This window comes from Nocardia sp. NPDC102475, from assembly GCF_055584605.1.
On sequence record NZ_JBVJLS010000009.1, the window covers coordinates 54,670 to 68,670 of the forward strand.

15 protein-coding genes are annotated in these 14,001 nt (G+C 66.7%); 8 read left to right on the forward strand and 7 right to left on the reverse strand.

From position 1 onward, the window contains the following. Positions 1-5 precede the first annotated feature (5 nt). Positions 6-302: a DUF2516 family protein gene (locus tag ACZ60G_RS17975; RefSeq protein ID WP_354956879.1), complete on the forward strand. Its 297-nt coding sequence runs from the start codon at positions 6-8 to the stop codon at positions 300-302. Between the two features lie 3 nt (positions 303-305). Here the strand turns inward: ACZ60G_RS17975 and ACZ60G_RS17980 are convergent, their stop codons facing one another. Then, positions 306-1,922, reverse strand: coding sequence for a GMC oxidoreductase (locus ACZ60G_RS17980; RefSeq protein WP_465811209.1), 1,617 nt, complete (start codon positions 1,920-1,922; stop codon positions 306-308). Between the two features lie 134 nt (positions 1,923-2,056). Between ACZ60G_RS17980 and ACZ60G_RS17985 the strand changes: the two genes are divergently transcribed. Then, complete coding sequence (locus ACZ60G_RS17985; protein ID WP_465811210.1) at positions 2,057-3,307, forward strand: cytochrome P450; 1,251 nt, start codon at positions 2,057-2,059, stop codon at positions 3,305-3,307. A gap of 358 nt (positions 3,308-3,665) precedes the next feature. Beyond that, the gene (locus ACZ60G_RS17990; protein ID WP_465811211.1) at positions 3,666-4,700 is read left to right on the forward strand and encodes an alpha/beta fold hydrolase; all 1,035 of its coding nucleotides are present in this window, start codon (positions 3,666-3,668) and stop codon (positions 4,698-4,700) included. A 5-nt stretch (positions 4,701-4,705) separates the two neighbouring features. Here the strand turns inward: ACZ60G_RS17990 and purU are convergent, their stop codons facing one another. Continuing rightward, complete coding sequence (purU, locus tag ACZ60G_RS17995) at positions 4,706-5,596, reverse strand: formyltetrahydrofolate deformylase (protein ID WP_465811212.1); 891 nt, start codon at positions 5,594-5,596, stop codon at positions 4,706-4,708. A gap of 102 nt (positions 5,597-5,698) precedes the next feature. Here purU and ACZ60G_RS18000 point away from each other — a divergent pair, with 102 nt between their 5' ends. Further along, entirely contained in the window at positions 5,699-5,965 is a 267-nt protein-coding gene (locus ACZ60G_RS18000) for a hypothetical protein (RefSeq protein WP_465811213.1), read from the forward strand. Between the two features lie 256 nt (positions 5,966-6,221). Here the strand turns inward: ACZ60G_RS18000 and ACZ60G_RS18005 are convergent, their stop codons facing one another. Further along, a complete protein-coding gene (locus ACZ60G_RS18005; protein ID WP_465811214.1) occupies positions 6,222-6,782 on the reverse strand; it encodes a GNAT family N-acetyltransferase in 561 nt (186 codons plus the stop codon). Positions 6,783-6,925: 143 nt separating this feature from the next. Here ACZ60G_RS18005 and deoC point away from each other — a divergent pair, with 143 nt between their 5' ends. Continuing rightward, the gene (deoC, locus tag ACZ60G_RS18010; RefSeq protein ID WP_465811215.1) at positions 6,926-7,612 is read left to right on the forward strand and encodes a deoxyribose-phosphate aldolase; all 687 of its coding nucleotides are present in this window, start codon (positions 6,926-6,928) and stop codon (positions 7,610-7,612) included. Between the two features lie 122 nt (positions 7,613-7,734). Here the strand turns inward: deoC and ACZ60G_RS18015 are convergent, their stop codons facing one another. Further along, positions 7,735-8,463 (reverse strand): LmeA family phospholipid-binding protein, encoded by a 729-nt coding sequence (locus ACZ60G_RS18015; RefSeq protein WP_465811216.1) that lies wholly within the window; start codon positions 8,461-8,463, stop codon positions 7,735-7,737. A gap of 99 nt (positions 8,464-8,562) precedes the next feature. Between ACZ60G_RS18015 and ACZ60G_RS18020 the strand changes: the two genes are divergently transcribed. Together ACZ60G_RS18020 and ACZ60G_RS18025 are read left to right on the forward strand one after the other, a co-directional pair. Next, positions 8,563-9,171: a type IV toxin-antitoxin system AbiEi family antitoxin domain-containing protein gene (locus tag ACZ60G_RS18020; RefSeq protein WP_465811217.1), complete on the forward strand. Its 609-nt coding sequence runs from the start codon at positions 8,563-8,565 to the stop codon at positions 9,169-9,171. Between the two features lie 94 nt (positions 9,172-9,265). Continuing rightward, complete coding sequence (locus ACZ60G_RS18025; RefSeq protein WP_465811218.1) at positions 9,266-10,747, forward strand: hypothetical protein; 1,482 nt, start codon at positions 9,266-9,268, stop codon at positions 10,745-10,747. A gap of 202 nt (positions 10,748-10,949) precedes the next feature. Here ACZ60G_RS18025 and ACZ60G_RS18030 read toward each other — a convergent pair whose 3' ends face one another. From ACZ60G_RS18030 to ACZ60G_RS18040, 3 genes are all read right to left on the reverse strand, one after another. Then, a complete protein-coding gene (locus ACZ60G_RS18030; protein ID WP_465811219.1) occupies positions 10,950-11,750 on the reverse strand; it encodes a class I SAM-dependent methyltransferase in 801 nt (266 codons plus the stop codon). Continuing rightward, positions 11,720-12,241 (reverse strand): DUF2505 domain-containing protein, encoded by a 522-nt coding sequence (locus ACZ60G_RS18035; protein ID WP_465811220.1) that lies wholly within the window; start codon positions 12,239-12,241, stop codon positions 11,720-11,722. The genes ACZ60G_RS18030 and ACZ60G_RS18035 overlap by 31 nt, the downstream gene beginning before the upstream one ends. A gap of 129 nt (positions 12,242-12,370) precedes the next feature. After that, positions 12,371-12,856, reverse strand: a complete 486-nt coding sequence (locus tag ACZ60G_RS18040; protein WP_465811221.1) for a DUF2505 domain-containing protein — start codon at positions 12,854-12,856, stop codon at positions 12,371-12,373. 25 nt (positions 12,857-12,881) lie between these two features. Here ACZ60G_RS18040 and ACZ60G_RS18045 point away from each other — a divergent pair, with 25 nt between their 5' ends. Then, a complete protein-coding gene (locus tag ACZ60G_RS18045; protein WP_465811222.1) occupies positions 12,882-13,988 on the forward strand; it encodes a UDP-N-acetylmuramate dehydrogenase in 1,107 nt (368 codons plus the stop codon). The last annotated feature ends 13 nt before the right edge of the window (positions 13,989-14,001 follow it).

Genomic DNA, 14,001 nt, shown 5'->3' on the forward strand with positions numbered 1-14,001 from the left:
AGCTGGTGGACACAGCGCACGGATTGGCCAGCTGGATCTTGGACGGGCTGCGGCTCTTGGCGCTCGGCGCGACAATTTTCGCGCTCATCCACGCCATCCGCCAGCGGCCCGACGCCTTCACCGCGGTCGACAAGCTGACCAAACCGATCTGGATCGCCATCCTCGGCGCGGCCCTGCTGTTCCTGTTGCTCTCGCTGAGCGTCACGAGTCTGCTTGCGCTGGTGTCGATTATCGCGACCGGCGTGTACCTCGCCGATGTGCGGCCGAAGGTGGATGAGATCCAGCGCGGGCCGCGCTGGTAGTGACTACTCGCCGGAACGAATGATCTCTTCGATATTGCGCTCGGCCAGCGCGCTGATCGTCAACGACGGGTTCACTGTTCCGGTGCTGCCGGGCACAGCCGCCCCGTCCGTCACGTACAGGCCTCGATAGCCATGCACCCGACCGTAGGGGTCCGTCGCGCGTCCGATCACTGCGCCGCCCAACGGATGTGAGGTGAACGAGGCGTCCGCCTCCAAGGCTGGTTGGGCGTTGGACGGGCAGTTGCAGGTCGCCTTGTTGTTGACTTCCCGCGCGTGCGCCAGGTAGCCGGCAGCGCCGTCGGGTGGCCACTGCAGGTTCACGCTCCCGTCGGTCGGGTTGTAGACGAATCGGCCGCGGGTGTCGTCGAGGACCATGCCCAACGACGCGACAATGCCGACGTCGAAGGGCGTGGTGCCGGGGACGAACCAGTTCTCCAGCGATACGGGTGCGCCCGTCTCGTCCAGAATCCGGCTCGCGGACGGCGTGCCCTGCGTACCTATCTCGAGCGAGCTGGCGGGCCGCGCCAATGCGACATCGCCGTTGCCGCCCCAACCTTCGCCGATGTGCTCGTTCAGATTCGGCAGCGCGCCCGTCGCCCGCGCGCGCACCAGCAGTTCGGAGGTGCCGACCGAGCCCGCGGCAAGGAACAGCTTGTCGCAGGTCAGTGTGCGGGCGCGGAGCACCTCACCGGTAGGCGCGAGTTTGGTCACGGCGACGGTATAGCGACCCGGCTCCTCGCCGATGGCGTCCACGCGATGGCCGGGATAGATCTGGGCACGGCCGGTGTCCTCGGCATAACGCAGGTAATTCTGATTCAGATCGAACTTCGCGCCGTTGGAATTGCCGAGGTTCGAACAGCCGACCGTGGCCGACGGCGTCGATCGTCCGGTCAGCTCGTCGCGGATGACGTCCCAATTCCAACTGCCGTCGATGCGCTGCGGTGTATAGCCGGCCGCACGGAACTGTTCGTCCCAGCCCCGTGCGTGGGTGAACGCGAAGGAGTCGTAGATGTCGTTCGGTATCGGGCTCAGCCGCAACATATTTCGGACCCTGGGGTAGAAGACGTCGTGCATTTCGCGGTAGTCGACCACCCCCTGGAAGACGTCGTCGAAGAACCGCTGCTCCGGCTCGATCATCACTCCGGTGAACACCACCGAGCCACCGCCCACACACGCACCGCGCCATACGTCCATGCCCGGGTAACTGGAAACGTCGAGAACCCCGCCGAAAGGATCGATCTGCACCGTGAGCCTGTTCGCGCCGGTAAAGGTCGTGCGATGCCAGAAGCCGCGGCCATCCGGAACCGTGTCGTTGGCGAAGATATTGCGCCACGGATCGTTCGGCCAGCGCGACCCTCGCTCGAGCACCGCGACCTGGGTCCCGGCCTGCGCCAGACGCAGCGCGGTGATCGATGCCCCGAACCCTGATCCGATGACGATCGCGGGCATATGATCCGCCGGATCCGGCAACGGCGCGAAGATCTCCGGCACCAGTGTGCGGTACACCGGTGATTTCGGGCTCGGGCTGTAATCGTCGGCCCACGCCGCCAACGTGCTTCCGCTCGCAAGACCCAGCATCGTCGCCAGGCCAGCGCCCTTGACGAAACTGCGCCTGTCCATGGTGCCTCTCACCTGATCCGAAGGTCGCTCCATCAGCGCCGACAGCGACGCTGCGCCCATAGCGGCTATCTATCATATGGAAAGGGGGCGTGGGAGGTGACGAGATCTTGATACGCGTATGGATCCGGTGGCTGATGATGCATGGCCTGCCACGGTTCTACCTGCTTTGGGCGGCGCGTCGGGGCGACCCCCTGGGGCAGATCGCGGTCGGTGCGGATCGTTTGCTCGGCTCGTCGCGGTACGTCGAGGAGATCCGGCAGCGGGGCCGGATACCAAGGATGTCGGGTTTGCGCGTGACCGCGGACTACGAGCTGTGCCGACTCATCCTGCGAGACCGTCGCTTCAGCGTGGTCAGGCCCGACCATTCGGCCTTGCCGAAGCCGATCCGCTGGGTGATGACCAAAACGGATCCGGGGCTGCCCAACCTCGCGGAGCCACCCTCGATGCTGGTGACCGATCCGCCGGACCACACCCGCTACCGTCGCCTGGTCGGGCAGGCATTCACCCCGAAGGCAATCGCCAAACTGCGTGAGCGGGTTGTCGAAGTGACCGATGACCTGCTCGAACGCTTGGCGTCGAAGCCGCGGCCGGATCTGATCGTCGACTTTTCCGCGCAGTTGCCGGTCGCGATCATCGCCGAGATCCTCGGGTTGCCCGCCCACATGCATTCGACCCTGCTGAAGTGGGGAGATTCCGGTGCGCCGCTGCTCGAACGCGGCCTGAGCTGGAGCACTTACCGCCATGCCATCGAAGACTTGGCCGAGGTTCAGCGGTACTTCGACCAACACCTCGACGGGCTCACAGCCGAACCGGCCGACGACGTGCTCAGCATGCTGGTGACAGGTGGTGAGCTCTCCCGTCGCGAGCAGATGGCCAATGCGGCACTGCTGCTGGACGCTGGATTCTTGACGACGGTGAATATGCTCGGCAACGGAATCGCCCTGCTGACAAGCCATCCGGACCAGCTGGAACTGCTGGCGGCACAGCCGGAGCTGTGGCCACGTGCGGTCGAGGAAGTCTTGCGTTACGACGGTCCGGTGCGGATGACGGGCCGAGTCACGAACTGCGAGGTCGACCTCGCCGATCAGCGCGTCGAATCCGGTTCGCTGGTCCTGCTGTCGTTGGCGGGCGCCAACTACGACCCCGCCGTCTTCCCTGATCCCGAACGATTCGATGTGACCAGGGCCAACGCCGCGGATCATCTCGCGTTCGGCAGCGGGGTGCACGGCTGCCTGGGCGCCACGCTGGCTCGATTGGAAGGCTCCATCGCGCTGCGGGCCTTGTTCGAGCGGTACCCGGATCTGGCCTTGGACGGTCCGCCGATTCCGCATCCGCTGCGTAATCTGCACGCCTATCGCTCCATGCCCGTCAAGCTGCGTGGCTGAGCTGGTCGCGGCTGCGGTTGGGGATGGCGTGGTGCGTATCGAGTGCTCGCCGTCTGCGTGCGCTGGTCGCCATCGACGCGCCGGGCCTGCGTGCCTATTGCTGGATTTTCGGTCGACTTTGTGCGATCCGGTTGGTGACCGGATATGCGATTCGGCGGCGGTTCGGCGGCGTTCACAGCGGTGGTCTGTGCTGTTGACAGCTGGTTTCGACCTTTCGGCGACTGGCTGGTTCGAGCTTGTTTTGGGATCGTTCACAAACGGGGCCGGGGAGAAGTTGGGATAACTTTTGGGCTGCTTGCTCTAGCTAGCACGGCGGTTTGCGATTAGTGTATCGGAGAGTTACACAAAGGAGTGTCCGATGCGTGCAATGCCGCCTGCACTGGTGGACGTCCCTGGTCGGGTCCGGGGTTTGCTTCACACACACCGCGCCAACCTGCGGTCGCGTACCTATGCGACCGCGGCGCTGAATCCGCCGCCCGCGCCCCATGAGGTCGTTCCGGTCGTCACCCGCGATGGTGCGCGTTTGCGCGTACACGTCTACGGATCGGCCCATGCGCAGACGATCGTGCTGGTACACGGCTGGACCTGCGCCATCGAATACTGGAATGCGCAGATCAACGAGTTCGCCGATCGGTACCGCGTAGTCGTCTACGACGTGCGTGGTCACGGCGAGAGCGAACTCGGCTCCAGCCATCTGACCACCGATCTGCTCGCCGACGATCTGGCCACAGTGCTCGACACCACATTGCGCGCGGGCGAGCGCGCGGTTGTGGTCGGCCACAGTCTCGGCGGCATGACCTTGCAGGCCTGGGCCGGACGCTATCCGGACCGAGTCGCGCGGCAGGCATGCGCGGTGCTGCTGACCAACACGGCGCCGAGTCGACTGATCGCCGAGACGACTGTCCTGCCGTTCTTCAATGCACCACTCCCATTGCTCAACCGGCGAATTCAGTTGCCGCACAAGATAGGCCGCCTAGGCCTCGGCTCCCCGCTCGTCTTCCCGCCGATCACCCCGGTGAAGTGGGCCTTCACCCGACAGATCATGAGCCTGCGCTCCACCGGCGACGTGGTCGACTACAGCCTCGCCGTCGTCCGCTCGTGCCCCGCCCGCATCCGTGCGAAATTCGGAATCCTGCTCGCCGAACTGGATCTCGGCGAATCGGCACGCAACCTCGTCGTGCCGACCACAATCCTGGCCGGCGAGTTCGACGATATGACGCCGCCGGTGCACGCCGAGCGAATCGCCGAAATGCTCAGGGAGACCGGCAGTCTGGTCAAATACGAGGTGCTCCCGCAGGGACATCTGGGCAATACCGAGATGTACGAGCGGTTCAACGAGGAACTGGAGTTGGTCCTCGATTCGGTACGTCAGCCCGCCAAAGCAGCGGGGTAGGGCCCCTAGGAGAAGACCACGGTTCGGCGGCCGTGAACCAGCACTCGGCCCTCGAGATGCCAGCGCAGACCCCGCGCCAGGACCACTCGTTCGATGTCGCGGCCTTGGCGGACCATATCGCGGACCTCGTCGGCGTGGTCGATACGGATGACGTCCTGTTCGATGATCGGGCCCGCGTCGAGTTCGGCGGTGACGTAGTGGCAGGTCGCGCCGATCAGTTTGACGCCGCGGGCGAAGGCCTGGTGGTAGGGCCGAGCGCCGACGAACGATGGCAGGAAGCTGTGGTGGATATTGATCGCCTTTCCTGCCCAGTGCTCGCACAGTTCGCCGGGGAGCACCTGCATGAAGCGGGCCAGGACGACGGCGTGCGGATCGTGAGCATCGACCAGGGCGCGCACCTCCTCGAAGGCCGGGCCGCGTTCGGCCGGATCCTTCGGGAACGGCACGTGGTGGAATTTCACGCCGTGCGCCTCGGTCATCCCGGCGAGGTCCGGGTGATTGCCGATCACCGCTTCGATGGTGGCGGGCAGTTCACCGCTCGCGGCGCGTCCGAGCAGGTCGTGCAGGCAATGGCCGTCCTTGCTGACCAGCAGTACGGCCCGGCGACGCTCACCCGAGTCGAGCAGCTGCCACTCGGTCTCCGGGCCGAAGTCGGCCGCGACCCCGGCGAACCGGTCGCGCAGTTCCGCGATACCGAACGGCACCGTCGACGCCTTGATCGCCTGACGGGTGAAGAACCAGCCGATATCCGGGTCGGAGTGGTAGCCCGCCTCCACGATGGACCCCCCGAACTCGGCGATGAAGGAGGTGATCCTGGCAATGATGCCGGGACGGTCCGGACACCCGAGGGTGAGCACGAAGCGTCGGTCGTCCAGGACAGGTGGAGCGGAACTCATGGGCTAATCCTCCCAGGTCGACTATGTGCACCTGCGGCACCCTGCCCGGGGCAGGTGTTGAGCGAAGGTCACGGGAAAGCCGACAATGGAAAAGTGACGCGTATGAAGTTCGTACGACAGCTCGATGGGCTGACGGACGAATTCGTCCGCGACGGCTGGGCCTACGGCTACCCGTCCTACAAGCGAATCGATCACGACCTCTGGTGCCGCCGCCTCCCGGACTTCGGCTGGTCGATCTGCACCGATTCCGGCGAAGTCCTGAGCCGCCCCTTCGACGACCCCGGCCAAGGCCCCCTCCCTCCCGAAGGCGCCTGGGTCTCCCGCAAACACGAACGCTCCTACGTCTACGACCTCCACCACGACCCCTGACCCGCCGAGAATGTACTCCTGGAGCGCCACTGTCGACATTTGCCTCCGCCAGTGCATGGTGATCTTGAAGATGCTGCCCTGGCGGCATCGCCAACGCCGCCTGGTGAGCTGTTGTGTGAATTCCGAGCCTCGGCGCTCCTGGCTCCGCCTGCCAGCCCCCACCTGGACCTCCCGCTGACCAGGCCGCCCCCGAATCGCCTGGATCCCCAACTCCCGCTCGGGCCCCTGGCTCCTGGAGCCTCGACCCCGCCCTAACCTACAGTTCGTAAAACGGCTCCGCGTAACGGAATTCGCCGGTGATCTGCGAGTCGTACGCCGACAATGCCCGCACCTGGAAGTGGGAAACCCAGGCCGGTTCATCCGGCGTGATGCCGAGGCGGGCGGCGGGGGTGAAGCCGAATTGGGGGTAGTAGTCGATGCTTCCGGCCAGGCCGATGAGGGGTTCGTCGAGGGCGTCGGCGGCGCCGAGGGCGGCGTGCATCATGGCCGCGCCGACACCATTGCCCTGATGCTCGGCCAGGACACCGATAGGGCCGAGGGCAAGCACCGGGAACGGGCCGACGGCCGCGCGGGTGAGACAGACGTGGCCGATGACGGTGTCGTATTCGACCGCGACCATGGAAAGGGTAGGGATCCAGCCCGAGTCGCTGCGCAGCCGGGTGACGAGGTCGACCTCGGGTGGGTCCGCGGCGCGGTCGTCGGTGAATTCGGCCGTCTCCCGGTCGTTATCGGTATTCGCGTACTGCGGTCCGAAGGCGCTGCGGTGGACGGCCGCGATCGCGGCGGCATCGTCGGCGCGTTCGCGACGGATCAGCACGGTGTCGTCTCCTCCTGAACGAATGGGGCATCCGCGACTGCGCAACAGTCGGCTCGCAGTCGCAAAGCGATGTCCGTAGCTCCACCGACAGTATCGAGTGTGCGCGATGTGTCGCCAGGCGCGCAATGGAATTCGCCACCGGTATGCCAGACTCTCACCCTGTGGCAAATTCCGCGTCGCTGACCAGGGCCGAAGTGGCCGCCATGATCGATCACACGCTGCTGGCGCCGGAGGCGACGGCCGCGGAGGTGAACGCTTTGGTCACGGAGGCACGCGAACTCGGCGTGTACGCGATCTGCGTATCGCCTTCTATGTTGCCGATTCGAGCGTCCGGCGTGGTGGTCGCGGCGGTCGCCGGATTCCCTTCCGGGAAGCACCATTCGCTCGTCAAGGGTGCCGAGGCGCGCCTCGCGGTCGAACAGGGCGCGGCCGAGGTCGATATGGTGATCGATGTCGGAGCCGCGCGCGCAGGCGATTACGGCGCGGTGCTGTCCGACATCGTGACGGTGCGCGAGGCAATGGGGGATCGCGCGGTGCTCAAGGTGATCATCGAATCGGCGGCGCTGTCCGATGCCGCCATCGTCGAGGTCTGCCGGGCCGCCCAGCGTGCCGGGGCCGATTTCGTGAAGACCTCCACGGGATTTCACCCCTCCGGTGGCGCCAGCGTGCACGCGGTCCAGCTCATGGCCGAGACCGTCGGCGGACGTCTCGGTGTGAAGGCCAGCGGCGGCATCCGCACGTCCGAGGCGGCCGCCGAGTTGATCGCCGCTGGCGCGACCCGTCTCGGACTCTCGAAATCCCGTGCGGTGCTGGAGGGATTTCCCGTCTGATCCCGTGCCCGGCAATCAGGGTTGTGGATTCGACAGCCTGGCTACGGAAATCCCTACCTGGATAGCCATTTCGACCCCGATAGCTCTCAGGTCCGGCGCAACGCGCGGACCTGAGAGCCGGATCAGCAGCTGAGGCTGCCGCTGCTGTCCTGCGCGGCGGGCAGTTCGGTCCGCCCGCCCGCCAGCTTCACCGCGACGCCGTTATCGGTGACCTTGACCTCGGTGGCCTTCAGGCCGAGCGGGTAGCTCTGCAGACTCTGCGTGAACACCTCGACGATGCCCGACACCAGATCGGTCGGTATCCCCATCCCGAGCAGCGCCGCCGACTTCGTCTCGACCTGCACGGTGCCGTCCTTGATCTCCGGCTTCACCTGCAACTGCGCGAGTCCGCCCAGCACATCCAGGGTCAGCATCCCGCTCGACGCGGAGGACGACACGCCGCTGACCAGGCCGCCGAGCGTTTCCCGGATGCCGTCGTTGCCCCAGGTGACGTCGGCCGACGAGCTGCCGACGGTGCTGCCGCTGCCGCTATTGCTGACCTCGACATTGTTGAACCTGGCGTGTACCACCATGCCGACGGCCGGACCGAACTTGGAATCGTCGCTGTTCACCTTCACCTGATCGACCTTCCCGTCGATCCAGGTGATCAGCATGGGCTTGGCTCCGAAGCTCACATCGATCTTCGAACCCATATCCTTCTCGAATTGTGTGCTTATGCACCGTGAAACCTGGTATCGCGCGTATGCCTCCCCGCCGACCAGCACGGTAGCGAGCAGAATCGCTACCACAACGAGGGCGATCACCAGGGCGCGCCGGTTGACCTTCAGGGTGGATGGGCTCTTCGTACTCATGCGCTCGATTCTTCCCCACGTTTCTGTGCTCGGTCTGAGGGCGCTGTGAGGGGTTCGATTGTGACATGTGACACAGAGTTCGAGCGTAGCCTGGTCGACATGGCTGGCGATGCGGCGGGCCGCGCACTCGATTCCGCCGAGCACGGGTGGCGTGTGCTGCGGCGATTGGCCGGGCGCCATGCCGGGTTCTTTACTACCAGGCAGGTGCTACGCGCCGGATGTGAGGCCCACGTTCGCGCCGGTCTCGGCGATGGCTCGGTGACGCGGGCCGGGGTCGGGCTGCTGAGGCTGGCCGATTGGCCCACCGGCCCGCTCGACGAATACGCCATGTGGGCAGCCTGGTTCGACGGGGCCGCCGCGGTATCGCATCAGAGTGCTGCGGAGTTGCACGGACTCGGTCGACTACAGCCGCGATTCCTGCACATGTCGGTCGGTGCGGGACGGCCGCCGATCACCCCGCGACTGGTGGTGCTGCGCCGCCCTTTGATTCCGGCCGATCTCGAAACCGCGGGCGGATTTCTGGTGACCACACCCGTGCGCACGGTGCTCGATCTGGCCGAGGCCGCTATCGGGCAATCCGCATTGGATGAGGTGGTCGGCGACGCGGTCGCCATCCACCGTTGCGGTATCGATGAAATCCGTTCCGCGAGTGTGCGACTACCCCCGCGTGCGGCGGCTCGCGTGCACCGGGCCCTCACCGCCGCGTGATCGGCGCGGTGAAGTCGCGAATGATCCGATTCGGCTATCAATTCATTCGATCTCCGGTTTTGCCCGGCGCGCAATCATGGCAGGGTGACTGACCATGGGGACGGAAGGTCAGTGCAGTTGGGATCTCGTCTTTCCGTCCGGAGCGCCCGAGCGCATCGGCGATATGTTCGCCACCGCCGTGGTCGCCGACGCGGTCCGCAGATATGACGCCGACCTCGCACAACAGGTCGAAACCTGCCGGGACTGGCGTTGCGACTACCGCGGCGTCTTCCGCGGCCTGACGGCCCTGGCCGCGAGCTCGCCCGCGGTGTCGGTGGGGATCGCCACCGACGGGTTGCGGGCAGCACGCCAGCTGCTGCGTTTCGTGACCGGGCACACGATCGCACCGCTGCACAGCGTCGACGTCGATGCGATCGCCACACCCGATGGACTCGAGACCGGCCGGATCGACGGGACCGCGAAACCCGCGGTCCGGCTCGAAATTCCCTTCCGCGGAGAACTATTGGCCGAGGAGGCGCTGTGGCAGCAGCTCACCGACTGGCGGCGCCGCGGCATTATCGAGCCCGCCTTCGCGGCGGCGGTGGAGCGGGTGATCGATCATCCGGAGTGGTTGTCGCTGCCCGGTTTCCGGGTGATCGTCACCGGGGCGGCGGCCGAACTCGCCCCGCTGCGGCCACTACTGCGGTGGGGCGCCGACGTTCTCGCGATAGACCTGCCCGGACCGGAGCGGTGGCGCGAGATTTCGGATATCGCGAAGGCGGGAGCGGGACGACTGCGCTACCCCGTCACGCTCGGACCCGGTGCGGATATCACCAGGCAGTTCCCGGCGTTGGTGCACTGGATTCGCGCGCAGTTCGACCACGACGCTCGCCCGGTATTCGGCCTGTACGCGAATGGCCCCGGACCGCAAGGGGTTCGACTGGCCGCCGCGCTGGATGTCCTCGTCGAGGATCTGCTCGAGCACCGCGATGACGCGGCCATCGCATACCTCGGTTCGCCGACCGACTGCTATGCCGTGCCCGAGGATGTCATAGCGGACGCCCACGCCCGCCTGCGCGAGCGCGGTGTCGGGCCGCGCGTGTTGCGCGTGCTCACCGCATCGGCCCTGTACCGGCCCAACTACCGGACCACGAATCCGGACCACCTCGGCGCGACCTGGGGCGTCGCCGATGCACTGTTGCCCGCCCAAGGCCCGAATCACGCACTGGCCCAACGCCTCCTGCGCTGGCGCACCGTCCTCGCGCACACCGCGGGCCGCACGATCTCATGCGCCGTCGCGCCACCCGTCAGGACGAAATCCCTGCGCACCCAACGCTCCCTCGCCGCCTCCTACCGCGGCGCCCGCCACTTCGGCATAGAGGTCTTCGACCCCGACACCGCCCGAACCCTCCTGGCAGCCAAGCTCGTCGCCGACCTCTTCGCCCCACCCGAAACACCCGCCGACACCAACCCCGAGGGCATATTCGTAGCAGGCGCGGCCCACGGCGGCCTCTGGCGCCAGCCCTTCGAGCCGACCTCGATCCTCCCGATCGCGGCCCTCACCGCCCACTTCCGTCCGCTCCTCGCCCGCCCCTGACAACCCCTGCACCCCCACAGGCGCCCCCGCCGAGCGCAGCCAAACCACGCGCCCACCGCAGGCGCGCGTCGAATGCCGTAAACAGTTGGCGTGGGTCATAGATGACCCCCATTTCAAGATCAGGTGGAATCGATAGCGGCATCGCCCGAGAAGCCTCCGCCCTCAGCGCCACCTGATCTTGATCCGTAACCCGGCGCGCGACTCAGGTTCGGTTGGGGGCCACGGTGGACCAAGGAACGGACAGGACGCAGTCGCGCATGCGGCGGCGATATGTGCGCACCGGGAAAGCCTCCTGGCGCAGGTAGTCCGCCGCCGCGCGCCAGCGCACTCGGGGGCCGAAGGGGGCGAGCGGGGCGGCACGGGCCCATGCGCGATCAGCGGCCGCCAAAAGCGCGTGGATCGGCTCGCCGGGAATGTTGCGGTGGATCAACACCTTCGGCAGGCGCTCGGCGATATCGGATGGGCGCTCGACCGTGAACGGATCCCAGGCCAGGGTGAGTGAGCGCGGTCCGGATCGATCCAGCAGCACCCAGGCGCAGCGTCTGCCCAGCTCATCGCAGGTGCCGTCGACGAGTAAACCGCCCGGATCCATCCCGGACAGAATGGTGGCCCACGCATCGGGAACGGCGGTTTCCGGATATTGCCGCAGCACATTGAACGCGCGCACCAGCGTCGGTCGCAGCCCGGCCAATTCGAAGCCGCCGCGCGCGAAGGTGACGCCGTCGCGGCCGGGCACCACCCGTTCCGGATCGATCTCCAGCCCGACCACCCGCACATCCGCGCGGACCGTGCGCAGCCGGACCGCCAACTCCAGCGTGGTCCACGGACTCGCCCCGTAACCGAGATCGACGACCAGCGGATCGGCCGCACCGCGCAGTCGACCGGTGACCAGTTCGTCGTGGATCAGCCAGCGGTCGCTGCGTCGTAATCGGTTGACACCGGTGGTGCCCCTGGTGATGGTGCCGACCGGTCTCAGCGGGTCGGGTTTTGCTCTTCGAGCCACTTCACGGTCTGCTCGGCCTCGCCGCGGAACAGGTCGACCAGGTTGACCAGCATCAGCTGTTCGAGTCGCGGGCCGACCATCGGGATGAACACCTTGGCCTCGGAGGAGAACCGCATGGTGCAGCCGGTATCGGTGGGGAACAGGCGAATGGTGCCGCCGAGGCTGCCCGGCCCGGCCGGAATGGAGGCGGAGAACTTGCCGACGGACTCGTTCTCGTCGAACGGTCCCCAGCTCTCCTTGCGGGTGATGACCATGTCCTTGCGCATGACCGCCTGCGCGATCTCCGGCAGCATGTCGCGCGGCAGGATGTGGTTCAGCACGACATCGATACCGGAGTCGCTGACATCGAGGCTGACGACCTCACTGCCCGGGGCTAATTTCGACATCTCCGCGCACCGGTCGTCCCAGTACTCCCGGGTCGACATCGCCGCGTACAGCTCCTTGGTGGTGTGCAGCGGGAAGCGGGCTGAATAGTCCAGTCGGCGGGCCATGAGGGGTTACGTTACCGGGACCGGCTGCCGCCGCATCGCTCGGCGGTAGGTCTGGGGATTCGCACAATCGCCACACCCACGCCACGCGGAATCCGCACATCGTCCGGACAGAATCGCAGTATGAACAGCTCAGTGCTTGGCGAGCCAGTTGTTCGTGAACTCTTCCTCGTTCGCCAGCAGTTCGGTCAACCGTTCCGCGATCGCGGCCTCGATCTTCCCGCCGAACAGCGGAATCTTCACCTCGATGGTGCCCTTGGTCTCGGCCACCGAACCGGAGCCGTCGGCGGTGAGCTCGATGGCCCCGTGGACCTCGGCGGGCGCACCCTCCACACGCGCGGTGAAGGTCGCCGAATCGCCGGTCCAGCTCTCGGTGCGCGGGATGATCAGATCGCCGGGCCGCACCGCGGTGATCGCGGCCGGCAGCAGCTCGGCGGCGATGACCTGCACCATCTCGACCTTGACCTGGTCGCCGTTGATACTGACCGAATCCAGCCGGGCATTATCGCCACCCACTTCGGCGATGCGGTCCTTCCAGTACTGCTCATCGGCGAAGGCCGCGCGTACGGCGGCAACCGGATGCGAGTAGCGAGCCGTGTACGCCAGGGGTGTAGCCATGGTCGAACACGCTACCGTCTGGGGCGTGCGAACTTCACGGGTGGTGTCGGCGGACCAGCTGCGCGAGCTGCTGGTCGATAGCGGTGCGCGGCTGCGCGAATCGGTGCGGCTGGCCGAGCTGACCACATTGCGGGTCGGTGGTCCGGCCACCGTCGCGGAATGTGCGACGACCGAAGCGCTGGTCGCGACGGTCCGGACGCTGGACACCGCCGGGATTCCACTATTGCTGCTCGCAGGTGGATCCAACCTGCTCATCGGCGACGACGGCTTCGACGGTGTCGTGGTCCTGGTGCGCAACGAGACCGTCGAGATCGGCGCGCACGGTGTGGTCGCCGAGGCGGGTGCGAACTGGGACGCGGTGGTCGCGGCCACGATCGAGGCCGGTCTCGGCGGGCTGGAATGCCTGTCGGGCATTCCTGGATCGGCCGGTGCGACGCCGGTACAGAACGTCGGCGCGTACGGCGTGGAGGTCGAAAGCCTGCTGCGCAGGGTGCGCCTGCTGGATCGCGCGAGCGGCGAGATCCGCTGGGTCGAACCCGCCGAACTCGGCTTCGGCTACCGCACCAGCGCACTCAAACATCGCGATACCGCCGTGGTGCTCGCGGTGGACTTCGCGCTCAATCCCGACGGCGCGAGCGCACCGCTGCGCTACGGCGAACTCGCGAACGCACTCGGCGCGGGCAACGGCGACTCCCGGCCGGCCGATCAGGTCCGGGCGGCGGTGCTGAAGTTGCGCGCGGGCAAGGGCATGGTGCTCGACCCCGCCGATAACGACACCTGGAGTGCGGGCTCGTTTTTCACCAATCCGGTGGTTCCGGTGCACCGCGTCGAGGCAGTGAAGGCTGCGATCATCGCCCATGTGGGCGACGTCACGATCCCGACTTATCCGGCCCCGGACGGCGTTAAATTCTCCGCGGGCTGGCTCATCGAGCGGGCGGGCTTCGCCAAGGGATTTCCGGGCCCCGACGCCCCGGCCCGGCTGTCCACGAAACATACGCTGGCCTTGACCAACCGCGGCAGCGCGACCGCCGCCGATCTGGCCGCACTGGCCCGTACGGTCCGCGACGGTGTCGCCGAGCGATTCGGTATCCGGCTGGAACCGGAGCCGGTACCCATCGCAGTCGCTCTTTAAACGGTGAAACGGA